Origin of the sequence: Flavobacterium sp. SORGH_AS_0622 (genome assembly GCF_030818825.1) — a bacterium.
Classification (GTDB): Bacteria; Bacteroidota; Bacteroidia; order Flavobacteriales; family Flavobacteriaceae; genus Flavobacterium.
Window position 1 is genome coordinate 3,284,324 of sequence record NZ_JAUTAX010000001.1, and the last position, 22,378, is coordinate 3,306,701.

The 22,378-nt window shown below is 33.6% G+C and carries 15 protein-coding genes; 4 read left to right on the top strand and 11 right to left on the bottom strand.

Annotated features, from left to right (window positions below):
- Positions 1-216 precede the first annotated feature (216 nt).
- Entirely contained in the window at positions 217-588 is a 372-nt protein-coding gene (locus tag QE431_RS13920) for a helix-turn-helix transcriptional regulator (RefSeq protein WP_057116989.1), read from the top strand.
- Positions 589-1,377: 789 nt separating this feature from the next.
- Positions 1,378-1,932 carry an NAD(P)-binding domain-containing protein gene (locus tag QE431_RS13925; protein ID WP_307296930.1) on the top strand — a complete coding sequence of 185 codons (555 nt, stop codon included), beginning with the start codon at positions 1,378-1,380 and terminating at the stop codon, positions 1,930-1,932.
- Between the two features lie 165 nt (positions 1,933-2,097).
- Here the strand turns inward: QE431_RS13925 and ctlX are convergent, their stop codons facing one another.
- The 11 genes from ctlX to QE431_RS13980 all read right to left on the bottom strand — a co-directional run bounded on the left by ctlX (position 2,098) and on the right by QE431_RS13980 (position 18,354).
- Complete coding sequence (gene ctlX / locus QE431_RS13930; RefSeq protein ID WP_307296931.1) at positions 2,098-3,078, bottom strand: citrulline utilization hydrolase CtlX; 981 nt, start codon at positions 3,076-3,078, stop codon at positions 2,098-2,100.
- A 74-nt stretch (positions 3,079-3,152) separates the two neighbouring features.
- On the bottom strand, positions 3,153-4,067 hold the full coding sequence (locus QE431_RS13935; protein WP_307296932.1) for a dimethylarginine dimethylaminohydrolase family protein: 915 nt from the start codon (positions 4,065-4,067) through the stop codon (positions 3,153-3,155).
- Positions 4,068-4,134: 67 nt separating this feature from the next.
- A complete protein-coding gene (locus QE431_RS13940; RefSeq protein ID WP_307296933.1) occupies positions 4,135-5,184 on the bottom strand; it encodes a cyanophycinase in 1,050 nt (349 codons plus the stop codon).
- A gap of 12 nt (positions 5,185-5,196) precedes the next feature.
- Positions 5,197-6,585, bottom strand: coding sequence for a YfcC family protein (locus QE431_RS13945; RefSeq protein WP_057116308.1), 1,389 nt, complete (start codon positions 6,583-6,585; stop codon positions 5,197-5,199).
- 4 nt (positions 6,586-6,589) lie between these two features.
- The gene (locus QE431_RS13950; RefSeq protein ID WP_307296935.1) at positions 6,590-7,483 is read right to left on the bottom strand and encodes a cyanophycinase; all 894 of its coding nucleotides are present in this window, start codon (positions 7,481-7,483) and stop codon (positions 6,590-6,592) included.
- Between the two features lie 8 nt (positions 7,484-7,491).
- Complete coding sequence (locus tag QE431_RS13955; protein ID WP_134140339.1) at positions 7,492-8,445, bottom strand: isoaspartyl peptidase/L-asparaginase family protein; 954 nt, start codon at positions 8,443-8,445, stop codon at positions 7,492-7,494.
- A gap of 96 nt (positions 8,446-8,541) precedes the next feature.
- Positions 8,542-9,891, bottom strand: a complete 1,350-nt coding sequence (locus QE431_RS13960) for a RagB/SusD family nutrient uptake outer membrane protein (protein WP_307296940.1) — start codon at positions 9,889-9,891, stop codon at positions 8,542-8,544.
- Between the two features lie 11 nt (positions 9,892-9,902).
- Positions 9,903-12,902, bottom strand: a complete 3,000-nt coding sequence (locus tag QE431_RS13965; RefSeq protein WP_307296943.1) for a TonB-dependent receptor — start codon at positions 12,900-12,902, stop codon at positions 9,903-9,905.
- 648 nt (positions 12,903-13,550) lie between these two features.
- A complete protein-coding gene (locus tag QE431_RS13970; protein ID WP_307296945.1) occupies positions 13,551-15,596 on the bottom strand; it encodes a GEVED domain-containing protein in 2,046 nt (681 codons plus the stop codon).
- An 806-nt stretch (positions 15,597-16,402) separates the two neighbouring features.
- On the bottom strand, positions 16,403-17,026 hold the full coding sequence (locus QE431_RS13975) for a hypothetical protein (protein WP_057116314.1): 624 nt from the start codon (positions 17,024-17,026) through the stop codon (positions 16,403-16,405).
- A 140-nt stretch (positions 17,027-17,166) separates the two neighbouring features.
- Positions 17,167-18,354, bottom strand: coding sequence for an AraC family transcriptional regulator (locus tag QE431_RS13980; protein WP_307296948.1), 1,188 nt, complete (start codon positions 18,352-18,354; stop codon positions 17,167-17,169).
- 219 nt (positions 18,355-18,573) lie between these two features.
- Here QE431_RS13980 and QE431_RS13985 point away from each other — a divergent pair, with 219 nt between their 5' ends.
- Positions 18,574-21,477 carry a TonB-dependent receptor gene (locus QE431_RS13985; protein WP_307296950.1) on the top strand — a complete coding sequence of 968 codons (2,904 nt, stop codon included), beginning with the start codon at positions 18,574-18,576 and terminating at the stop codon, positions 21,475-21,477.
- A gap of 26 nt (positions 21,478-21,503) precedes the next feature.
- Positions 21,504-22,319 carry a tyrosine-protein phosphatase gene (locus tag QE431_RS13990; RefSeq protein WP_307296952.1) on the top strand — a complete coding sequence of 272 codons (816 nt, stop codon included), beginning with the start codon at positions 21,504-21,506 and terminating at the stop codon, positions 22,317-22,319.
- Positions 22,320-22,378: the final 59 nt, after the last annotated feature.

The window sequence follows — 22,378 nt, forward strand, 5'->3', positions numbered from 1 at the left end:
TGTTACTCTAATGATTGCGCGATCAACAAATCGCCATCGTATTTATTTAGCGCATGAACCAGTTGAAGGTTTTATTTACTCAATGCTTTTTTTATTATTTACAGCAGGTCTTGGCTGCTATACTATTTTCAAAAAAATAGACTTTAAATTAAAAAACTTGTACTAATGACTTAAATCATAATAAAGATGAAAAAAACGGTACAACATCCCCGTTACATGGGCACGTCAATAAAAAATAAAATTAAAAACATTAGAGAATTAAGAAATTATACACAGCAATATATGGCTGATCAACTTGGCATTACCCAAGCCGGTTATAGCAAAATTGAAAAAGGAAAAACTCTTGTGTCATATTCTAAATTGCTAGAAATTAGCGTAATATTCGAAGCTAGTATAGAAGAGATAATAAATTTTGACAGTAAAGAATGTATTAAAAGTTTAAATACAATTAAAGATACTAACACAGATTTAAATGATAACTATAAAGTTCTAAAAGAACTTTATGAGGACAAAATAAAACTTTTAGAAAAGCTTTTAAATAAAACTGAAAATGAATTAGAATATTATAAAACTAGATTTGGTCTGTAACACAAAATTAAAATTATGAAATTGTGTACTTAATAACTTTTGCCATAAAAAATTAAACACCTTCATATTCTATTTTTTGTTGCAGAATCGCAGTACGCTATCTGGAGCTCTCTGTAATATCAAACTTATTAACTCAGCTCAAATGTCAGTAAATTTGAAGTAGTAAAATCTCAATTCCAAAAACATACTGCCATATTTCACTAAAAAATAAAAGTGAGAAAGAGGACATATATAAGTAATCACCTTTGACATTTTATTTTTTTTTAATATTTTTAACCTACTAAAAATCTTTCTAGTTTTGAAAAGAAAAAACAAAATGATCCCTACAAAAACTCTTTCTTTAAGAGGTCTTCAACCAATCTTTAATTGTTGAGATTAACCAGCAGCTAAATCTACTACTTCGAGTTTTTAACTGCAGTATTTTGTTCTATTATTATATTTCTTATCGCAAAAATGATAAACCTAACGAATAATTGATTGTTAATCTTTTTATTTAAAAGCACTACAGTCAATTTTCAATTATTAAAATATTCGTGTAGATTATAAATTTCAAATCTATACTCAACTATCATTTATGGCTTGGGGAGATATATTTATTACTCAATTTTATTAAAATCTAAATTGAATAAATGAAATTCAGTCTAAGTATAATATTCTTTCAGTACTCTGTTGGAATTAGTTGGCTGCCTTTAGAGCAAAAAAAAAAGAGTTATTTAATTAGTTCAGCACGATTGCTTAAGATTTTACAGAATATAGCTTACACTACAAAATAAAACAGATATCAAAGAAATGAAAGTCGGAATTATAGGAGTTAAAAATATAAATATGGATTATGCGCATAGAGCTGCCAAATTAGGCTATGAAGTATTAATCAGCCACACAAAGCAGATTTATGGCTTAAAAGAAATAATTCAAAATATGGGCAATAATGTTAAATTAGTTGATATGTATGACGCAGCTATAGCTGAAATCATTGTATTCTCTTTAGACTGGGAAGAACTAGAATCATCAGTATCCCGTTTATCAGATATGTCCGAAAAAATAATATTACACACTAACAATTCCATTTTTAAGTTTGAATCTCCATCTTCTTCTCTCCCTGTAATAATAGGAAAATCTGCTAGTGAAAAGATCGCTTCCCTATTGCCAGATGCACACGTGGTGAGAATCTTTAATAGGTTACAACCTTTAATCATAAATAAAAATGAATCTAAACACCAAACAGAAATTTTTTATATGGTTAAGAATTCAAAAGTAGAAAATAAGGTAATTTCTTTTTTGACTGCTTTAGACTTTTCAAGTACTGCCCTAATAACAGTAAATGAAATGGATCTACATAATTGACACAAATCACAAAACTTCGTTTATGCCAAAAATAGCAGGAACGAAGTTTTGTTAAAGTTTTGGTCTATTAGGAAATATTCTTAAAAATGACTCAGTTTGATCTAAGGTAAAAAAGGCTGAAGAGTTTCAGCTTTATAATTTTAACAATTAAATAAATTTATTCTTTTAGTATTTATTGAAATTAATTTTTGTTTTTTGGCGTAATGTACGCGGAGATCTGGACAAGAAAACTTCAGCCATCATACATCTGGCACTTCCGCCGCCGCAAGCCTCGATTGTATCTAAACTTGAACTTAAAATTTCAGCATGATTCTCCAACTGGGAAATCTGCTTAGGAGTCAAACTTTGATGCGCCGATGCACTCATAACAATATACCGCTTATCATCTTTTCCTCTGACTTCTAACATATTTCCAGCAAAATTATTTACCTGGGCTTCGGTTATTAAAATGATTTCTTTCTGATCCTGTTTAAGATTATCCAGAACCATTTTACGTTCTTTTTTATCGTCAATACAATCTGCGCAGATAACCGCAAAAGTCTCGCCCAGACACATCATTACATTTGTATGATAAATAAGTTTACGCTCGCCGTCAACAGTCTGAAAAGCTTCAAAAATTACAGGGGCATAATCAAAATCTTCACAGAATTCTATAAACAATTCTTTATCTGCTCTTGGCGATAAGGCGCAATATGCTTTTCCATTGGCTCTATCTAATAATAAACTTCCTGTTCCTTCTAAGAAAATACCATCCTCTTCTGCAGAAGTATAATCCATTATATTAGTAATCTCGAATCCTTTTTCTTCTAGAGTATCTAAAATATCTTCGCGGCGTTCCTGGCGGCGGTTCTCAGCAAACATTGGGTAAAGCGCAACATCGCCATTTTCATGAAATGAAACCCAGTTGTTTGGAAAAATACTATCCGGGGTATCGGTTTCCAAACTATCCTCTATAACCGTTACATCAACGCCAACAGCTCTCAGTTTCTCAACAAAAGCATCAAATTCCTGCTGGGCTTTAGCATTTACTGTACTTGGCAATAATCCGTCTAATACTTTTTGGTAATAATTATTTACAGCCGTCTGCTCATTCATTCTAAAAGCAACTGGACGAATCATTACGATTGCATTTGTTGTTTGTCTCATTTATTTATCTTTTTTGTTTCAGGTTTCAGGTTTCAAGTTTTAATCGTGAAACCTGAAACTTGAAACTTATTTTTCTAGTCTCTAATTAATGGAAGTGTTGAACATCTCAATAAACCCTCCTGCTTTGCAATTTCAGCATACGGAATTTCTTCCACAGTAAATCCGTTTGAACGGAGCCAGTTATTTAATCGGGTAAAATTTTTCTCAGAAACCACAATATCTTTATCAATCGAAAATACATTGGAAAACATATTGTACATTTCTTCTCTTTCGATATGAAATAAATTTTCTTTCCCGAATAAATTTACCAAATACAGATAATCTGCTTCTTCACGAAAACCTCTTTTATAGATTATTCCTTTGTCTTTTCCAACCGGCTGAAAACAACAGTCTAAGTGTAATGCATTGTCGCGGGCTTCCAATTTCGATTTAACCAGATCAAATTCTTTTACAATTTTATTCGGAAATAATTCTTTTATAAAATTGACGCCATGCATATTTGTTCTTGCAGTTATATAATCTTTATAATCGCTTCCTTTATAAGTACCAATAAAAATATGATCATTCCAAAGCATAACATCTCCGCCTTCTATATGAACTTCTTCCGGCGGACGCACCACTTTTAAAGGATCTATTTGATCAATTACATATTGAATGGCATCTAACTCTCTTTCTCTATTTGGCAGAATGTTAGATTTCACAAAAACATCATCAATTACAAATCCAATATCTCTTGCAAAAATCTGATTGTAATTTTCTATCAATTCGGGGCGGTAAACAGTTACATCATACTTTTGAAACACAGCATTAAAAGCATCCATTTCAGCAGTCATATCTTTTTCGATAGGATATGTTCCTGCTTTAATATGTTCCAATGATTTAGGATCATAGGCTTCTTCTAATGAAGGAGTCGGCCCATTATGAACGGCAGAACCCAAAACTACGGCACGCAGTCTTGACGTTTCGTTCTTTACATTTAATTGCAACATAACTTTATTATATTTTAAAGACAAAAATGGTTCATCTTTCATTAAAATGCATTTTTCTTTAGCTTCTTTACTCTTTTAGTTTACCACTTTCTACAAACCATTTTTTCCATACGCCTCCTACTCCATCCTTCCAATTATTCAAATTAAATGTATTGACTCCTGTACTAGTTCCTCTAATTTCATAAACATTAATTGCAGCTGCATTCCGATTCCATTCCAGTAGAGTGTTAGGCTTACAAATTTCTGGCTTGTTATCTGGAATTTCTGTATTTGGTGCTATAAAGTATGCGGTATCTTCCCTTGCAGGATAATTGCCAAAGACTCTTGCAATTCCTTTTTCGTCGATACATACCGATGTGTATTCATCACACGCAATTCCTTTAGCTTCTACTTTATAATCATTTATAATTCGAGCTAAAAAAGTCACATGCCTTCCTTTTCTATCGGGGTTATCATAATGCGTATCGGTAATTACATCTTTTAATATTGCATTATCTAAAAATAAATCATTTGATAGTGCAATTTTAGTATCATAAGGATTCAATAAAGCTTCTTGAGAAGTTATCGTGCCGTTTTGAGCCGAAAAATAAAAACCACCCTGAATAGCCATTCCAGCACTGGTTCCGCCTACAACTGCCTTTCTTTTAATAGCTTTATTAATTGCTTCTGAAATTGGAGTATTTCTCCAATACGAAATATATTCCCATTGATCTCCGCCTGCAAACCATATCGCCTCAGCATTATTTATTTTATCCAATATATACTTATCTGACTTCGCTGCAGCAGTCTTAAAGACAATGGTTTCAACAGAATTAACGGCAACACCTAAAGAAGAGTGTAAGTACGAATTATAACCATCGGATCCCGAAGTTCTTAATATCAAAACATCTCCGCCAGCTGCCCTTTTTAGAAACCATTTCATTGCTTCATCATTTTCGGTGGCTCCTCCCATTAAGCAGATTCCGCCTTCTGGAACAGTAATTTTATCTACTTTATTTCCTGTAAAATAAGACACGTAGTTTTTTACTTCTGGTTTTTGTTGAACTGAATTTTCCTGATTATTTTCAGAAGAACAACCGCTTAAAATCAGCAGAAAAATTATCGTAATTGTTTTCATTTTACTATGATTTTACCAATTAAATAAATATAAAGGAGGGAGAATCAGCAGCATAGACGCTATTAAAAACACCAACATTCTAGGCAACATCCATTTAAACCATTTACTATAGGGTATTTTCGCCAAAGAAAGCGCTCCCATTGTAACCCCGCTTGTGGGAATGATAAGATTAGTAAAGCCATCACCTAATTGAAAAGTAAGCACAGCCATTTGTCTGCTTATTTCTGATGCATCACAAATAGGAATAATAATAGGCATCGTTAAAGAAGCTTGTCCTGATCCTGAAGGAATAAAAAAGTTTAAAAATGATTGGAAAAAAAAGATACATTCGGCGGATATAGCTTTGGGCGTGTCCTGCGTTATTGATACAATTGAATTAAGTATTGTGTCAATAATTTTGCCTTCCTGCGCAATGATTAATAGTCCTTTAGCCAGTCCAATTACCAAAGCTGCTGTCATCATATCTTTAGCTCCAGATACAAAAGCATCTATCGCTTTTGACATAGACATTCTGTAAATAATGGAAACAAAAATTGCTAATGCCAAAAATAAAGCAGCAATTTCGTTTATATACCAATCATAATTACTCACCCCATAAATTAATATGATAATTGAAGCAAAAAGTGCATATAAAATTATTTTTCTTGAACCGTCTAATTTAAAATCTGATACCTCAAGACTGCTTTTCTCTTTTTCATCAGTACTGCCAAATAATAGACTTTTCTCGGGATTTTTTTCGATCTTTATTGCATAGTGAGTGATTACAGTACAGGCACAGGTTGTCAAAACAAACCAAACAAAAATCCTATATTCCATCCCGCTAAAAATTGGAATTTGTGCAATACCTTGTGCAATACCAATAGTAAATGGGTTACTAAAGGCTCCTCCAAAACCAACACCAGTGCCAACAATTGGAATAGCGGCACCAACAATAGCATCATAACCCATCGCTTTTGCCATGGGTACGGTAATTAAAATAAATATTAAAATTTCTTCGCTCAATCCAAAAGTAGCTCCAGCAAAAGAAAACAATATAATTAAAAAAGGAATAATGAAAATTTTATGTTTTGGCTTTTTTTGACTGAACTCAATTACATTAAAAAGTCCAGCATTTATGGCACCTGTCAAATTTATAATAGAAAAAGCACCTCCAACCAAAAATACAAAAGCAATAATTTGCGATGCGGAAATAAAACCTTTAATCGGAGCTTCTAAAAAAGCTTTAATTCCTTGAGGAGATGCCGCTACATGTTTGTACGAACCTGCAATAATCTTCTCAGTATTGTTCCCGTGTGACCTATCGAACTCTCCTGCAGGAATAACCCAAGTTAAACCAATAAAAAGAATAGTGATCACTAAAATGATAGTGATTGTATCTGGAAATTTTTGTAATAGTTTCATTTTTTTAAAGTTTAAATTTTTCTCCAGGTAGAAGAATGTCTATAAGAATATTTTCACCGCCCAAAAGACCATCTTTTGTTTTAATACTATTTTTATTCGAGTTTTTTAAAATGATAACTTGTGATTCTCCAGAAACTACTGCTGAGTCACCATGAACAATTAGGGCAGTTGATTCATTAATACCAATTGCTTTTTTATCAGGATGCTCTAAAACAACTGAAAGGAGCCTGTTCATTCTCATCCTGTAAATAAAGTGCTGATCTATGATTGCAGAGGGCATTAGTCCAAGTCCTTCTTTAATCTCAAAATTTTCTGACTCAATAGTTCGAAAGTTACCAGTGTACTGAGAATGTTTATACTCAATACCAGTTATCATTTCCCTGCTCATTACAGCAGCGCCAGCGCTTGTTCCAGCAATTGTCGCACCATTTTGGTATGCGGTGTGTATGGCTTGGTATGCTGGTGTGTGAAGAATTTGGGACATAAATAAATTTTGGTCACCGCCAGTAATGTAAACTAAGGATGCTCTTTTTATAGAATAAATCTGATAAATGCTTTGCTGCTCTTTTTTTAAATTAAATGTTTTTATTTTATCCGCATTGATCCCTACGTCAACAAAACTTTTTTTAGCATAGTATGACGCAGAGTCTGGCTCCTCGCTTGCCATTGGAAGTATTACAATAAAATCGTTATCTTTCAAATTACTAGTGCTTATCAATTCCTTAATCAGTGATTTAGATATTTTACCGCCTCCAATTATAAATAAGTTTCCTTTGGCTGTATTTTTTACAATTTTGCCTGCTGGTAAATTATCTTGTTTGAAAGACTTATTTTGTTTTGATTTGCATGATAAACTTAGTAATAAAATTATCATTGCTAATTGTTTGAAAGTTTTCATTTTTGACATTAAATTTTTTCTTCCAGATCCCAGATAAACACTTTCTTCTCACTATTTTTTTCACTCACATATCCTCGATACATTCCTTCCGAGTTATAAGAAAAATTAACATTGCCATCCTTATCAATTGCGATAAGTCCTCCTTCTCCTCCAAGCTTTGTCAAATGGCCTTTGATGGTTACTTCAGTTGCCTGCTCAAGAGACATTTTCCCAAATTCCATTAAATTTGAAACCATTGAAGAGACTGTGGCCCTGATAAAATATTCTCCAACACCTGTACAGGACACGCCGCAAGTCTTATTATTGGCGTAAGTACCAGCACCGATAATTGCAGAGTCACCAATACGTCCATCCAATTTATTGGTCATACCTCCAGTTGAAGTTGCTGCAGCTATATTACCATTTCTGTCAATAGCAACAGCGCCAACAGTTCCCATCTTTAAATTGGTATGATCCAAAAAACTTGCTGTTTCAGAAATTTTTTTCGCCTCCAAAAATTGTTCTTTTCTAAAATCAGTGTCAAAATAATGGTTATCCACTAATTCATGATTAGTTTGTTCTGCCAAACTATCCGCAGCCTCGCCTGAAATCATTATAATATCTTTATTTGCTAATAAGCTTTTGGCAAATAAAATAGGGTTTTTAATTTTCATACTGTTCGCTACCGCTCCAGCCTCTAAAGTAGCACCATCCATTATTGACGCTTCCAGTAAATGTTTGCCCTCACGAGAATAAACCGCTCCCTTTCCTGCATTAAAATGGATACTATTCTCTAAAACTACTACAGCGGCACTAACAGCATCAACAGCATTGCCTCCTTCTGCTAAAATTGCTTCTCCTGCATTCAAGGCAAGAATTAAGTCATTTTTTATTTTATTTTTGTCTGTTTGTGATAAATTCTCAGGAGTTATTACACCGGCACCTCCATGTATACAAAGTGCAAAGGTTTTTTTATTTGTCATTTCTTTTTTCTTTTTCTTTTTTTTGATTTGAAAGAAGACTGCTGGCGAAATACCATTTATTGATGGATTCCGCAGTAGCAGCTTCTTATTTTGATTTTAATATCCTGGATTTTGTTCTAATTTGCCGCGCGCAATCGTAATTTCATTTTGCGGAATCGGATAAGTTGTTCTAAAGGCAGGAATATTTAAAATTGAAGATGCCTTTCCTAATCTAACTATAGTAAACCACTGATGTCCTTCAAAGCCTAACTCTCTTTTGTTTTCTTCAATGAGAATATTAGTAAAAGCATCTAGATTTGGAATCTCCGCTAAAGTGTAAGGTTTAGCAGGCAGAGCTCTTTGACGCACCACATTTAAATCAGCCAAAGCTAAAGTTAAATTTTGCGGGTCTTTCTTTGCCAGTGCCTCTGCGCGGATTAAATAGATTTCTGAAAGTTTGAGGATAATTGCATTTCCATCTATCTCGCTGTCACGGGTTCCATATTTATCACAAAAAACTTCTTTTCCTGAATCATAATATTTATAGCTTCTTGGATCGTTATCAGCGTCCATTGCTTTGAAGAAATTATTGTAGTTGGCAGAAACCTCTGGAGGCGAAACTGATAAATATTCGGTTAAACTATTGCCGTCAATACCTAAAAACTGTAACTCCAGTATAGCTTCAGACGAACCTTCAACATCATAAATATCATTAAATTTTGTATTTAATTTATAAGTACTATTGCTGATCACTTTAGTGGCGTACAATATAGCGTTATCATAATCACCTTGATATAAATAAACCCTTGCAAGTAAAGCCTCGGCTGCTGCTTTTGTAATAAAAAATCTAGCACTGTCATATTTCAAAATTCCGATAGCTTCTTTTAAATCTGAGATTATCTGCTGATAAGATTCTGCAACAGTAGACCTGGAAATTTCGGCTGCCGCTTTTGCATCCAAATATTTAGTTGAAACAGGAACACCATATTTTGAGTTTAGATCTGTAAATTGTCCAAATTGACGCAGCGCATCAAAATGCCCTAATGCCCTGCAGAAAAGTGCAGTTCCTTTAGAATTATCATCTTGTAACTGAAGCTCTTCCATTTTTAGCAAAATCAAATTACTGGCATTAACAAGAGAATAAACATTTACCCAATTGCTTTGAATATAAGCATTTGAGGGAGGGACAATAGCATTGTCTAATTGTGTAAAACGTTCCTGAAAGCCTGTCGCATCAGCATTACCGCCTGTTAATTCCTGAGCCAATATAAATTCACCTCCATAGTAAGTGCCGCTTTGCATCACATCATATAATCCGACAGCTGCTGCCTTTAATGAAATATTATCAGTTATTGCAGTTGCCGCTGGAATTTCATCATCTAATTTAGTGTCTAATACATCGTCACATCCTAAAACTGTAAAGGCAAGCAGCATAGACAAGAATATATATATCTTTTTATTTTTCATGATTTTAAAATTTAAAATGTTGTACTTAGTCCTAATGTAAAAGTGCGCGCCTGGCCTAGAGTTCCAAAATCTTCCCCTTGCATGCTGTTTAAATCTTGCTGACTTGAAGTATTTGTAGAAACCTCAGGATCAAAACCTAAATAATCTGTTATGGTAAACAAATTTTGAGCTTGTACGTAAAGAGAAAGACTATTTAAACCAATTTTATGAATAACATTAGAGGGCAGTTTATAAGCAAGACTTAACGTTTTCAATCTTATGAAATCACCGTCTTCCAAAAACTGCGTGCTAAAACGCTGCATTTGCCCATCTTTTGTTGATGGTCTTGGTACGTCGGTAATTTGCCCAGGCGTTCTCCAATAATTATCATATACTCTTTCGCTTATATTAGAATAAGGGATGCCGCTTTTTGTATAACCATAATTATCATAAACATGTCGGCTTTGATTGAATATTTTATTTCCTCCAGAGAATACGAAGTTTGCTGTTAAGGTAAATCCTTTGTATGTAAAATTATTGCTCCATCCGCCAAAATAAGTTGGTAATGCACCGCCAACAATCTGCCTGTCAGAGAAATCAATAATTCCATCCTTATTCACGTCATCAAATTTTGCGTCTCCAGTTTGAGGATCTACACCCAAAAATTTAATTAAATATAAAGTACTAACCTCTTGTCCTTCTTTAAGAATATGATTTCTTCCTACTTCTTCTCCATCATTGATTAATTTTTTAATCTTGTTGTCAAGCAGCGTAAAATTTACTCCTGTATTCCATTTAAAATCATTTCCATCAAAGACAGCAGCATTAATTCCAAATTCGAATCCTTTATTTTCTATAGCCCCAACATTTTGGTAAACGGAGTTAAAGCCTGTAAGTCCCGAAACTTTAGCCTGCAATAAAAGATCATCTGTTTGTTTGTTGAAATAATCTGCCGTAAAATTGATTCGGTTTTTAAACAATCCAAAATCTAATCCAATATCGAGCTGTTTTGTTTTTTCCCATCCCAAGTCTGGATTTTCTAATCGATTAGGCGCTATTCCCGGAACTCCGTTATAATTAGCATTCAAAGTATAAGTTCCTCTCCAGTTTGAACCAATTTCCTGATTTCCTGTAAGTCCGTAACTGGCTCTGATTTTAAAATCAGAAATACTTTCAATTTTGAAAAATTTCTCTTTATTAATTCTCCATGCCAATGATCCTGACGGAAAATAACCATACTGGTTGTTCTCTCCAAAGCGGGAAGAACCATCAGCTCTCACTGTAAATGATGCTATATATTTATCATCATAAACATAATTTGCTCTAGCAAAAAAAGACTGCAATCCGTATTGATTTCTACCAGACGTACTCGCAATAATTGTACTTGCCGCCGAAATACTAGATGTTGTGTTAGTAGCGTATCCTACACCAGACTGATCTGAAAAACGAGTTTCATTTTCTTGTATTGTCCAGCCTAAAATAGCTCCGAAATTATGCTTTTCGCCAAACTGTTTGTTGTAGTTTAAAGTATTTTCCAAAAGCCAGTTGGTTTCTTCATAAGTCGCAAAAATACCTTCACCTGTTTTAGATTTATTTGTGCCAGACGGAACGTAAGAATCCTCAACTAAGTTGGAATATTCTAATGAAAAAGCAGACTTAAATTTTAAATCTGGAATAATTTTCCATTCCACATATGCTGTTCCCTGTACACGTGTCGATTGAGAGTTGTTTTTATATTCTTTGGCAATTTGAACAGGATTCTCAAGAGGCCACCAAGTATTGTATTTGAATGGATTGGTGTAATTCCCTTTATCATCATAAATTGGTTCTGTAGGATCCCATCCCTGCGCATTAATTACAACTCCATATTCATCGTTTTCTCCAATTGTTCGCTGATGATTACTTCTAGTTATAAAAAAAGTGTTTCCAATTTTAAACTTTTCATTAATATTATGATCCAGATTCATACGAGCACTTAATCTCTTAAAGCCTTGCCCCAATTGAATTCCTTCCTGATTATAATAATTTCCGCTTAAGTAATAACTTGTTTTTTCGCTTCCGCCTTTAACACTAAGATCTAAATTTTGCGTTACACCCACTCTGAAAATTTCATCATAGATATTGGTGTTGATTCCTTTTGAAGTATCAATCCAATCAAAATAATCAGAACCTAGTCCGTCAAATTCTGCAGCGGTATTAAAAAATTTTTTAAACTTCTCGCTGTCTACCATTTTTGGATATTTTGAAATTTGAGCAAAAGAAGTATAGTAATTAACATCGACAATACTTGCACCAGTTTTACCTCTTTTTGTGGTAATTAAGATTACACCATTCGCACCTCTTGATCCATATATAGCTGCAGCTGCAGCATCCTTTAAAATTGTAAAAGATTCAATGTCATTTGGGCTCAAATCCGCTAAAGGATTAACAGGCTGTATATTAGCATTCAAGGCTGAATTATTTCGAGATACTATTGGAATTCCGTCTACTATGTATAAAGGCTGGCTGCTGGCCGAAATAGAAGATACACCACGGATATTAACACTCACAGCACTTCCCGGTGTAGCCGACGATGAACTAATATTCACCCCTGGAGTCTGTCCCTGCAGACTATTTTCAAAACTTGAGGAGGTTCCCTGAGGCAGGTCTTTTGTTTTTATAGATTGTACACTCGAACTTACATCCTTTTTAGATTGTGTTCCGTAACCAATAATCACCACTTCATCTAGACTTTGTTGACCTGATGTCATAAAAATAGTGTAATTGGATTTTCCATCTATAATTACTTTTTGAGTTTGAAATCCGATATAAGAGAGTTCTATTAAATTGCTGTTATCAGGTATTTGAAGTTCAAATTTTCCATCAAAATCTGTAATTGCACTTGCTTTTGAATTAGGCGCAATAACATTGACACCTGCCATGGGTATATTGGATTGTTTGTCTACAACAGTTCCTTTTATAGTTTTTTGAGCGTATGTTGAAATGCATGATAACAACACAACAATTAGCTTTAGTTTATTGTTTAGTTTCATTTTCTTGATTTAAAATTTAATAAAATTGACAATAGAAATACCTTAACTATTCATGAAAATGAAGCGTTTTGGCATAAAAATCTGTAAACGAAGAAGGGAAACTTTAACAATTAAATATTGGCTGCAAACCTTTTAGATAAAGTGATTTGCAATCAATACAGCGGTTTGATAAATTGGTAAAATTCATTTGGTTTGGGTTAGTTTGGTTGAGAAAATAAAAAAATACAATAATGATATCAAACACTCCAGAACGGTGGTGTATAAATATCAATTTTATTCAGCAATTAAAGATAGGCTGAAGACCTCTTAAAGTAAGAGATTTTGTTTTTGTGATTGTATTTGCTTTCCCTGAAATCAAAAGAGACTGATTTTATTTGATGTTAAAAGTAGAAAAAAAAATGAATTAAAAAATAAAAACCACACTTTTAATTAAATTTTATTTACCCTTTTAGTTTTTATAATGATTTTTCTTTATAATTTTAAGATTCCTGCCAAATAAAACAAAAAGATTTTCTAAAAATCTAATATTGGGAAACATATTCATTTGAAAAATAGTTTCCCAATATCAAAATAAATAATTCTAAAAAAAGAAGTATGAAAATTGATTGCTTTGTCATTATCTGCGGAATGCTTTAAAAAACAAAAAAATTAATTTGATATTATAAATTTAGAACGTTTTACGACTTGGTCTCCCTTTCTGATGGAAAGTAAGTATTGACCCGCTTTTAGATCTGAAACGTTCACATCTAAGCTGTTTTCACCAGGATTCCCCTTAACGTTAATTGTTTTTAAAAGCGAAGCATTAAGATCATAAATAGAAACTTGAATATCTTCTTTTTCTGCCACTGCAAAATCAATTTTAAGGATATCTACAGTCGGATTTGGGTAAATTACTATCGGATTATTCGTCACTTCTATATTTTTAATTTCCTTAAATTTTGCGGTTCCGCCTGAAACATTCAATGTATAATCTTCTGTTTCGCCATAAGTATAAGTACCGCAAGAAGATGTAATTGAATTGTAACTTACTATGATCCGCATTCTGATGTTTCCATTTACGGCTGATGACGGTATTGTGATTTGAGGTGTTAAAGTGGAGCTGCTAAAAATAGAATATACCTCTTCTCCCGAATCGGTAAATGCACCATTATTATTTAAATCAATAAATACTTTCCAGTATAATTTTCTCGTTGCACTAAATCCAGGAGTCAATGTCAAAGTGGTCGCGGTTCCTTTAGAGATGTTAGCTACTTGTGAAGAAAAATCGGCATAACCTCCATTTGAATTACTTAAATTACTAATACTGCCAATTGCTACTTTTTTAATCCATTCTCTACTGGCATCACTTCCGGCGGAAGAACAATAGGTCACTGTACCGCCCCCTCCAGATGTTGTGGTGAAGTTTATCGTTGCAGCTAGAGAAGAACCGCTTGTGCAATTGCCATAAACTTCAACATTATAAACAGTATTGGTATTTAAACTTGTTAAATTAACCGAAGTTGCTGTTGTAGCGCTAAGTGTTGTCCAAGTTGATGAACTATTTGTCTTATATTTAACAGTATAATTTGTTGCAGTACCCGCCCAGTTAAGGATTGCAGAATTAGTTGTTATGCTGCCTACAGTTAAATTTGTAGGCATAGGACAGCCTGATGGTGCAGTACCTAATGTTTCTGTTAAAGTCCCATTAACTACTTTAATCACTCCATAACTTGCTTTAGATCCTGAAACCGTCGTCCAATCGTTTAAATTTAGTGTGGTAGACCCTGTACTATCCCCTTCAATTTTGATGATCTTTACTCCTTTTCCGTTATTGTTCCAAGTTAAAGCAGAGCCTGAAGTCACGGTTTCTGGTAACGAACTGGTATCAAATTGATAAAAATAAGCATAGTTTGCGCTTGCCGGAGCAAAAACCTTAGCAATGCCATTCTGATCAATACATACTGCGGTTTTTTCATAAACTCCAATTCCTTTAGCATTCAATCCCGCACCTAAATCTTTCCACATTCTGGCAATAAAAGCGGTTTGCCTACCTCTGCGATCCGGATTATTATAATGTGTATCAGTAATTACATTAGCCAGTATTGGATTGTTTAGAAAATCATTTGCTCCAATGGTCATATCTGAATTATATGGATTGGCCAAGGCTTGAGCTGATGTAACACTTGCATTTGCAGCACTATAATAATATTTACCTTGAATAGCGCATCCAGCGCTGGTTCCTCCAACAGGTACTTTCTTTGTGTTTATAAGATAATTTATAGCGTCTTCGACCGGAGTATCTTTCCAATAAGATACATAAGTAGCTTGATCTCCACCTGCAATAAATAAAGCTTCAGCATTTCTGATTTTTGTCGCAATTTCTGCAATACTGGCCTTTGCTCTAGTATCTATTAAAATTGTTTCTACAGAATTTACTGTTCCCAATCCATAGATATAATCATTGTAAGCTCCTGTACCTGCAGATCTAATGACAACAAAATCACCGCCACCTGATTTTTGTATCATCCATTTTATTGCATCATCATTATCTGTTCCGCCTCCCATTAAACATGTACCGCCTGTAGTTGTGGTGTTAACATCCGAAGTACTTCCTGTTATCCAGCTTGTATATGTTTGTGAGTATGCAAAATTTATTGTGAATAGAAATAATACTATATTCAAATAATTCTTCTTGATATTGTAAATATTTTTCATAATATGTTTTTTTGTTTAATGTTAAATTTAAAAAGTAACAATAGTCCTAAATCGCAAACTATACTGTTGCAACATGCCTAAAACATATTACAAAAATGTTCACAGAATTATAAATGCTATTGAAAATTATATTTCAATCTTATAAAATTTAATAAAATGGAATATTAGTTTTCAATACAATTTCCAAAGTAGAAAGTAGAAATTAATATATTGAAAACTTTAAGTATGAAGAAAGCTATTTTCAACAATTGAATATTGGCTGCAATCCTTTTAAATAAAGTGATTTGCAATCAATACAAACGAGTGCTAAGTTATTATAGTTCATTTTTTGTAGTTGAGAAAATTAAAAATAAAATAACTAAATTGTAAACGAGAAGCTTTTAAAAGCAAAGGTCCGTAACAATTTTCTTCAACAATTAAAAATAGGCTGAAGACCTCTTAAAGTAAGAGATTTAGTTTTTAAAATTTTATTTATTTTCCTAGAAATCAAAACAGTAGATTTTATTTAACCAAAAATATAAAAAAAAATGATTCAATAAAATAAAATTTACAAATTCATTAAACTTAATTCATCAATCATTGTTTTTATATAAATTAAATGCATATAAAATCAAAATTTACTGAATAAATAAAAATTTATTATGAGTTTAAAATTGATTTAATGGAGCTTTAAAAAATATTTAAACTATTCTAACACACGTGTAAATTGGACTCGAAATCAGAAAAATCAGGAAAGTAAATTTATCGTTCGAAAGAGCTAATCTGCAGGAAATATCGGTATACGCTGTATTTGTTAATACCCAATCTTATATTTTTTGACCTGCCGATTTGATCTCTTTAAAATCCTCATAGTTGGTAAAGTACTCCAATGCCAAAACTAATAGTATTGCGCTTGCATTATATACTTTTTGCATTATGACTGCCAAACCCAAATAACCAAATCCAAATAGAAAAAAGAAACAGTAAAAGGTCAACAAGCATAAAATACAGCAGAATTTAAGGAAATGAAGTTTTGACTTTAGAATATATATCGTAATTGTAAAGAGACCAAACAATGTTAAAACGATCGATATGGTTCCCAGATCATGCAAGGGCGTTGCAATTAAGAAAATAAATACTATGTTAACGATGCCTATAAATTTTAAAATTTTGGCCCATTGTACTGAAGGTATTTTTTTTGACATATTGATAAAAAAAATCCCATAACCCGCCGAGTGGAATGCCATCGCAATAACTGCCCAGATCCTGCCGGGATTTTCTGAACCATTTATCGCTTTTGCAGCAAATAAATTGCTTACGAAATTTTTTGACCAGCCAAACCCTATGGAATTCTTGTCAAACAATGAGCCGCCAGGATAAAGTGAGGCCGCTATTACCATCAAAATCAAGGAAATGGACAGACAAAGTAAAACCGAATATTTTTTAACCATCTTCTTAATTGTTCAATTTTCCAACTCTCGACTAATTCATATGTAAACAAAAATACAGAAAAAACTAAAGCTGTATTTTTTCTAAAAAAATTAAACTTCGAAGTAATAATTCTAAAATACTGCAAAACAACAGAGTTCTTCTAAGTCGTTAAAACTTCTGCCGCAATTAAATTCAGGTATTCTCTAGGCGTGTATGTAGTTATATCTTTAAAATATCTGTTAAAGGATGATTTAGAATTAAAACCAGATTCATACGCCAATTCCAAAATAGTAATACTGCTATTTTTTTCTGATAAACTTTTAAGTTTTTCTTTTACATATTCGATTCTGTATTCATTTATGAAAGTATAAAAAGACTTATTTACAAAATGATTTAATGTCTCACTTATATGATATTTATTGACGTTCGTAAGTTTTGCAAGCTTATCAAGCGTGAGTTCGCTGTCCACATAGTACTGCTCCTTTTCCATTGCTTTTTCGAGTCTCAGCAGTATCTTAAACATTTCACTCTGGCTTAATATTTCTTTTCTCTTTTGAGGCAGGGATGCTTCTTTTTCTTCTCTTTGAATATTTTCAATCGGATCCAATACAAAATTACTTACACTGCTTGGCTCCATTTCAGTAGTAATCTCATCACCATTGTAATTTCCAGAAGATAAAAGCATTTCAGTTCCTGTTACTGCCCCATATTTATAATTTATTATTCTAATTGTAATGACAATAAGAAGAGTATAAATTATAGATCGGCACAAATAATTTGAAGAGTCGAAGAAAGAGTTGAAAATTACAAACAAGACTCCTAAAACCCCAACACATAAAAAAAGAGAAGCAAGCTGGACAACTAACTTTTTCTCCTGACTGTTTCTTGGCAGTTTATTCATCGCCAGATAAATGATGCCACATGAAAAAATAATATCCAGTGGAAGCAGTGTGTAAAGACTAATTGTATTGTACCAGTACAGCACTAAATAAGCTTTTGGCGATGTTACTGATAAAACACAAACAGTAGAAAAATAACCTATAGCACCGATAATAAACGGAATAAAAAGATACCACTTTGAAGCAGTTACAAATTCAGGACGGATTGTTTTTAAGGTATAGAGGTACAATAATGGAATGTAGCAGAACCCGATAAAGGTATTCATCATATTTAAAACCTGCTGATCCTCCACAAAAGTAAAAATGAAAAATTTTATAGAAAGATGCAGCCCAATGCATACTACGAGAGATATCAGCAAATCATCTGCATTTTTTCTGTACCTGCTTCTTAAAAGTAATACTGCGGCTAAAAGAGCCTGAAAAATTCCTATTGCAATAATGTATTTCATCTTAAAATCTTTGTGCTAAAGTACCATGAGGCTGTTAATTTAATGTTTATTAAATGCGAAATAATTGATTCGTAACAATTTAATAACAAAAATTAAAATATTAAATATCAATATCTTACAACCTAATCAAAAGATTGACACTTTCCAAAAGTAGTTCTAGATCGACAAAGTCGTTTCCTAGTTTAAATCGAAGCAATCTTTGCAGAAAAACTACAAAACATGACACCTAAAATTATTTTAAAATCTTTGTTTAAAAAGGAAAAGATATTTAAAAAAATACTTTTCACTGCCGCACTAACAATTGGTTCTATCGTATCAAATAATGCACAGACCATAAAAGGAATTGTTACAAGCGATGCAGGAACATTGCCTACAGCCAACATTTCTGGAAAAACATTTAATAACTCGGCAGTTTCAGATCTGCAGGGTGCTTTCACCCTTACTGCACCAACCGAAGGAGAGGCTGTTATTGAGATCAGCTATATTGGATTTGAAACAAAATCGATAACTGTAAATCTGGCAAAAGGAATAAATGATTTGGGGCTGATTCAAATGACACCAGACGGCTCAGCAGCACTAAAAGAAATTGTGGTAAAAGGAACAATGGCTCCTTCTCAGGCAAAAGCTTACAGCATCAAGAAAAATTCGCTTGCCATAATGGATGTAATGGCGGCCGATGCTATTGGTAAATTACCAGATCGTAATGCCGCCGAAGCGGTACAGCGTATGCAGGGTGTTGCCGTAGCACGTTATCATGGAGAGGCCGATCAGGCAACGGTCAGGGGAACTCCTTTTGCGTGGACTTCTACCCTCTTTAACGGAAATCGTCTTCCAAGTTCGAATGTTATGGGAAATCGTTCATCAGTTTTAGATGCCGTTCCTTCAGAAATGATTCAATATGTTCAGGTTGCCAAAGCTGTTACCCCAGATATGGAAGGTGACGCTATTGGAGGATCCATCAATTTTATTACACGCACAGCACCATCAAAACGTGTTTTGAATGTCAGCGCGGCCGGAGGTTACAATACATTCAGTGAAAACGGTACTTACAATGCTTCTGTAACTTATGGAGACCGATTCTTTAATAATAAATTGGGAGTAATTGTTTCTGGGGCAATCTGGAGCAGACAATGGGGATCTGATGAATTTGCTGCAACTTATAACACTGGTGCTGCTGTTGTTGAACAGAAAAAATCACTTAATACTGTTCTTTTTAAACGTTATATGGGAGAGCGTGAAACTAAAGGATTAAATGTAGGTGCTGAATATAAACTTACTCCATCTGATAAAATATTCTTTAGAGGGATGGCTAATAAATTTGATGACATTCGTCCTGTTTATGAATCTTATATTGATTATACCAATTCTCGTTTTCAATACAATTACAGATATTCTCATTATCAAACAGCTTTAAATGGTTTTGAAGTTGGTGGTGAACATCAAATGAGTGAAAAATTTAAAATAGACTGGAGCTACAGCAATCATAAATCAGAATATTACTTAGATACTCCTCCAACTTCAGGCAACAAAGGACTTCCTATTGCTACTTTCCGCCAGAAAATAACAGGTGGTTTCAATGATCTTTCCAGTGATGGAAAACGTTACTGGGGATTTGATTCTCCAAACGGAGTCGGCGGTACCGTAGATCACTTCGAAACTGGTATTGCAAATCCAAACGAAGTGATGGATCCTTCAAAACTACTATTAAACCAGCTGGTAATTGCTCAGCTTGATAACAGTGAAAGAGACCAGATCGGGCAAATTAATTTAAAAGTAGAAGCCAGTTCCAAAGTAAACCTGAAATTCGGTGCAAAATACCGTCATAAAGACAGAACAAACACTTACGGATCTAATTTTGTTTATCTGCCTGGAGCAGCTGTCGGAATTCCAAATTCGCCTGCTTTAGTACCGCTTTCAGCATTGCAAACTACTAATTTCCCTAACGGAAGCAAGTTTTTCCGAAACATGAATGGTGATTTCAGCCAGTTCATCGTAAACCCATTGACTAAAGATCAGTTGTTTAATATGTACGGACAATCTTTCCAGACTGCTAACGGATTTATGGATTTTACATCCAAAACAAATGCAACTTCTTTTTATACAGGTGATGAAAATGTAATTGCAGGTTACGCAATGGCAGAAATCGATGCAACAGATAACTTAAAGATAGTTGGAGGTCTACGCAATGAGTATACTGCTATGACTTTAAACGGAACTAAAGCTACTACTGAAGGAACTCCTGCAGTAATAACGCTGAGTCCGTCTGTGGTCGAGAATAATTATAATTCGTTTCTTCCCATGCTTCATTTAAAATATAAAGTAAGCGACAAATCAAATCTTCGTGCTGCTTACACCCGCACATTTGTCCGTCCGAATTTTGGAGACATGACACCTGGAAGTTCAACAAATACAACAGCTTCTCCTATGACTATTACACAAGGAAATCCTGATCTAAAGCCAACATTCAGTAATAATTTTGACGTAATGGGAGAATACTATTTTGATAATGTGGGAATTCTTTCAGGAGGTATATTTTACAAAAATATTACAGATGTGGTATTTACAGATGTAAGTATGCAGAACATTGACGGAAATGATTATTTGATTACTCAGGCAAAAAACCTAAACAAAGCATCTTTAGTAGGATTTGAAGCTGGAATTAATAAAAGGTTTGATTTCCTTAATGGATTCTGGAGCGGTTTCGGAGTAGAATTTAATTACACTTATTTAGACTCAAAAACCGATGTGCCGCGTGTTAACGGAACAAATACTTTCAATGACAAAACAAGTCTTCCTAACCAGTCTAAGAATCTTTTCAATGCTATTTTATTTTATGAAAGAAATGGCGTAATGGTTCGTCTTGCAGGCAATTACCGCGGCAATTCTGTAGAAACCATAAATCAGCAATTAGGTCCTGATTATTACATCTGGTCCGATTCTAATTTCACAATTGATGCTTCTGCAACTGTCAATGTCAATAAAAAACTTAAAGTATTTATTGAGTTAAACAACCTTAGTGATTCACCAGTAAAAATGTATATGGGGAATGATAAACGCCGTGTTACTTCGCAGGAATGGTACGGAAGCCGAGGACAGGCAGGTCTGCGTTATGACATATTTTAAAAACAAATAAATTAATCAATATAAAAATGAAAAAGACAATTATTATAGCTGCAATTTTAGTACAGACATTAGCAAATGCTCAGCTTACTGACAGTATTAAAAGACTCGTTCCTGTAAAAGGTGCATTAAATTTTAGAGATGTAGGCGGATACAAAACTACAGATGGAAAAGAAGTTGTTTGGGGAAAAGTATTTAGAAGTGCTGGAATTGATAAATTGACAAATGAAGATCTAGCGCTTTTGGATAAAAAGAAAATCCATACAGTAGTTGACTTCAGAGGCGTTGCAGAATCTAAAGCAGCCCCAGACCGTTTACCTCAAAATACAGATTACACTTTAAGCCCAGCAGGAAGTGACAGTATTCCAAATCCTGCTCAAATGGTTAAACTTTTAAAAGAAGGAGGTTTTCTTGAAAAATTTTATGGGATTGATGCTATGAAATACAGCGGAGACAGATTCCGTCCGTTATTTGTAAAATTATTAACTGCTGATAAAAAAGAAGCCGTAATGTACCACTGCACCGGCGGACGTGATCGTACCGGTATGGCAACTGCCTTATTTTTATATGTTTTAAACGTTCCTGAAAAAACCATTGAAGAAGATTATGTGGCATCTAATGTATATCTTAAGAAAATGAACAACGGAATGATGGCTCCGCTTGCAAAAATGAGCGGTTTGACTGAAGCACAGGTAGAAAATGAAATGGCATTAAAACCAGAACTTATCCGTTCGTTTTTTGGAGGCATTAAAACGCAATACGGAAGTATAGAAAACTTTTTACAGCAGGAAATGGGAATCGGACCTAAGGAAATAAACATTCTAAGAAAAAAATATACTAAATAATAATTTCAAGTTGTTGTTTTTAAAAGCGATTGATTTTTCAATCGCTTTTTTGCTTGTAT

Coding starts and splice junctions, on each gene's coding strand:
- QE431_RS13925 (WP_307296930.1), top strand. CDS start 1,378: ATGAAAGTCGGAATTATAGGAGTTAAAAATATAAATATGGATTATGCG.
- QE431_RS13940 (WP_307296933.1), bottom strand. CDS start 5,184: ATGAAAACAATTACGATAATTTTTCTGCTGATTTTAAGCGGTTGTTCT.
- QE431_RS13945 (WP_057116308.1), bottom strand. CDS start 6,585: ATGAAACTATTACAAAAATTTCCAGATACAATCACTATCATTTTAGTG.
- QE431_RS13960 (WP_307296940.1), bottom strand. CDS start 9,891: ATGAAAAATAAAAAGATATATATATTCTTGTCTATGCTGCTTGCCTTT.
- QE431_RS13935 (WP_307296932.1), bottom strand. CDS start 4,067: ATGTTGCAATTAAATGTAAAGAACGAAACGTCAAGACTGCGTGCCGTA.
- QE431_RS13990 (WP_307296952.1), top strand. CDS start 21,504: ATGAAAAAGACAATTATTATAGCTGCAATTTTAGTACAGACATTAGCA.
- QE431_RS13965 (WP_307296943.1), bottom strand. CDS start 12,902: ATGAAACTAAACAATAAACTAAAGCTAATTGTTGTGTTGTTATCATGC.
- QE431_RS13920 (WP_057116989.1), top strand. CDS start 217: ATGGGCACGTCAATAAAAAATAAAATTAAAAACATTAGAGAATTAAGA.
- QE431_RS13950 (WP_307296935.1), bottom strand. CDS start 7,483: ATGAAAACTTTCAAACAATTAGCAATGATAATTTTATTACTAAGTTTA.
- QE431_RS13955 (WP_134140339.1), bottom strand. CDS start 8,445: ATGACAAATAAAAAAACCTTTGCACTTTGTATACATGGAGGTGCCGGT.
- ctlX (WP_307296931.1), bottom strand. CDS start 3,078: ATGAGACAAACAACAAATGCAATCGTAATGATTCGTCCAGTTGCTTTT.
- QE431_RS13980 (WP_307296948.1), bottom strand. CDS start 18,354: ATGAAATACATTATTGCAATAGGAATTTTTCAGGCTCTTTTAGCCGCA.
- QE431_RS13970 (WP_307296945.1), bottom strand. CDS start 15,596: ATGAAAAATATTTACAATATCAAGAAGAATTATTTGAATATAGTATTA.
- QE431_RS13975 (WP_057116314.1), bottom strand. CDS start 17,026: ATGGTTAAAAAATATTCGGTTTTACTTTGTCTGTCCATTTCCTTGATT.
- QE431_RS13985 (WP_307296950.1), top strand. CDS start 18,574: ATGACACCTAAAATTATTTTAAAATCTTTGTTTAAAAAGGAAAAGATA.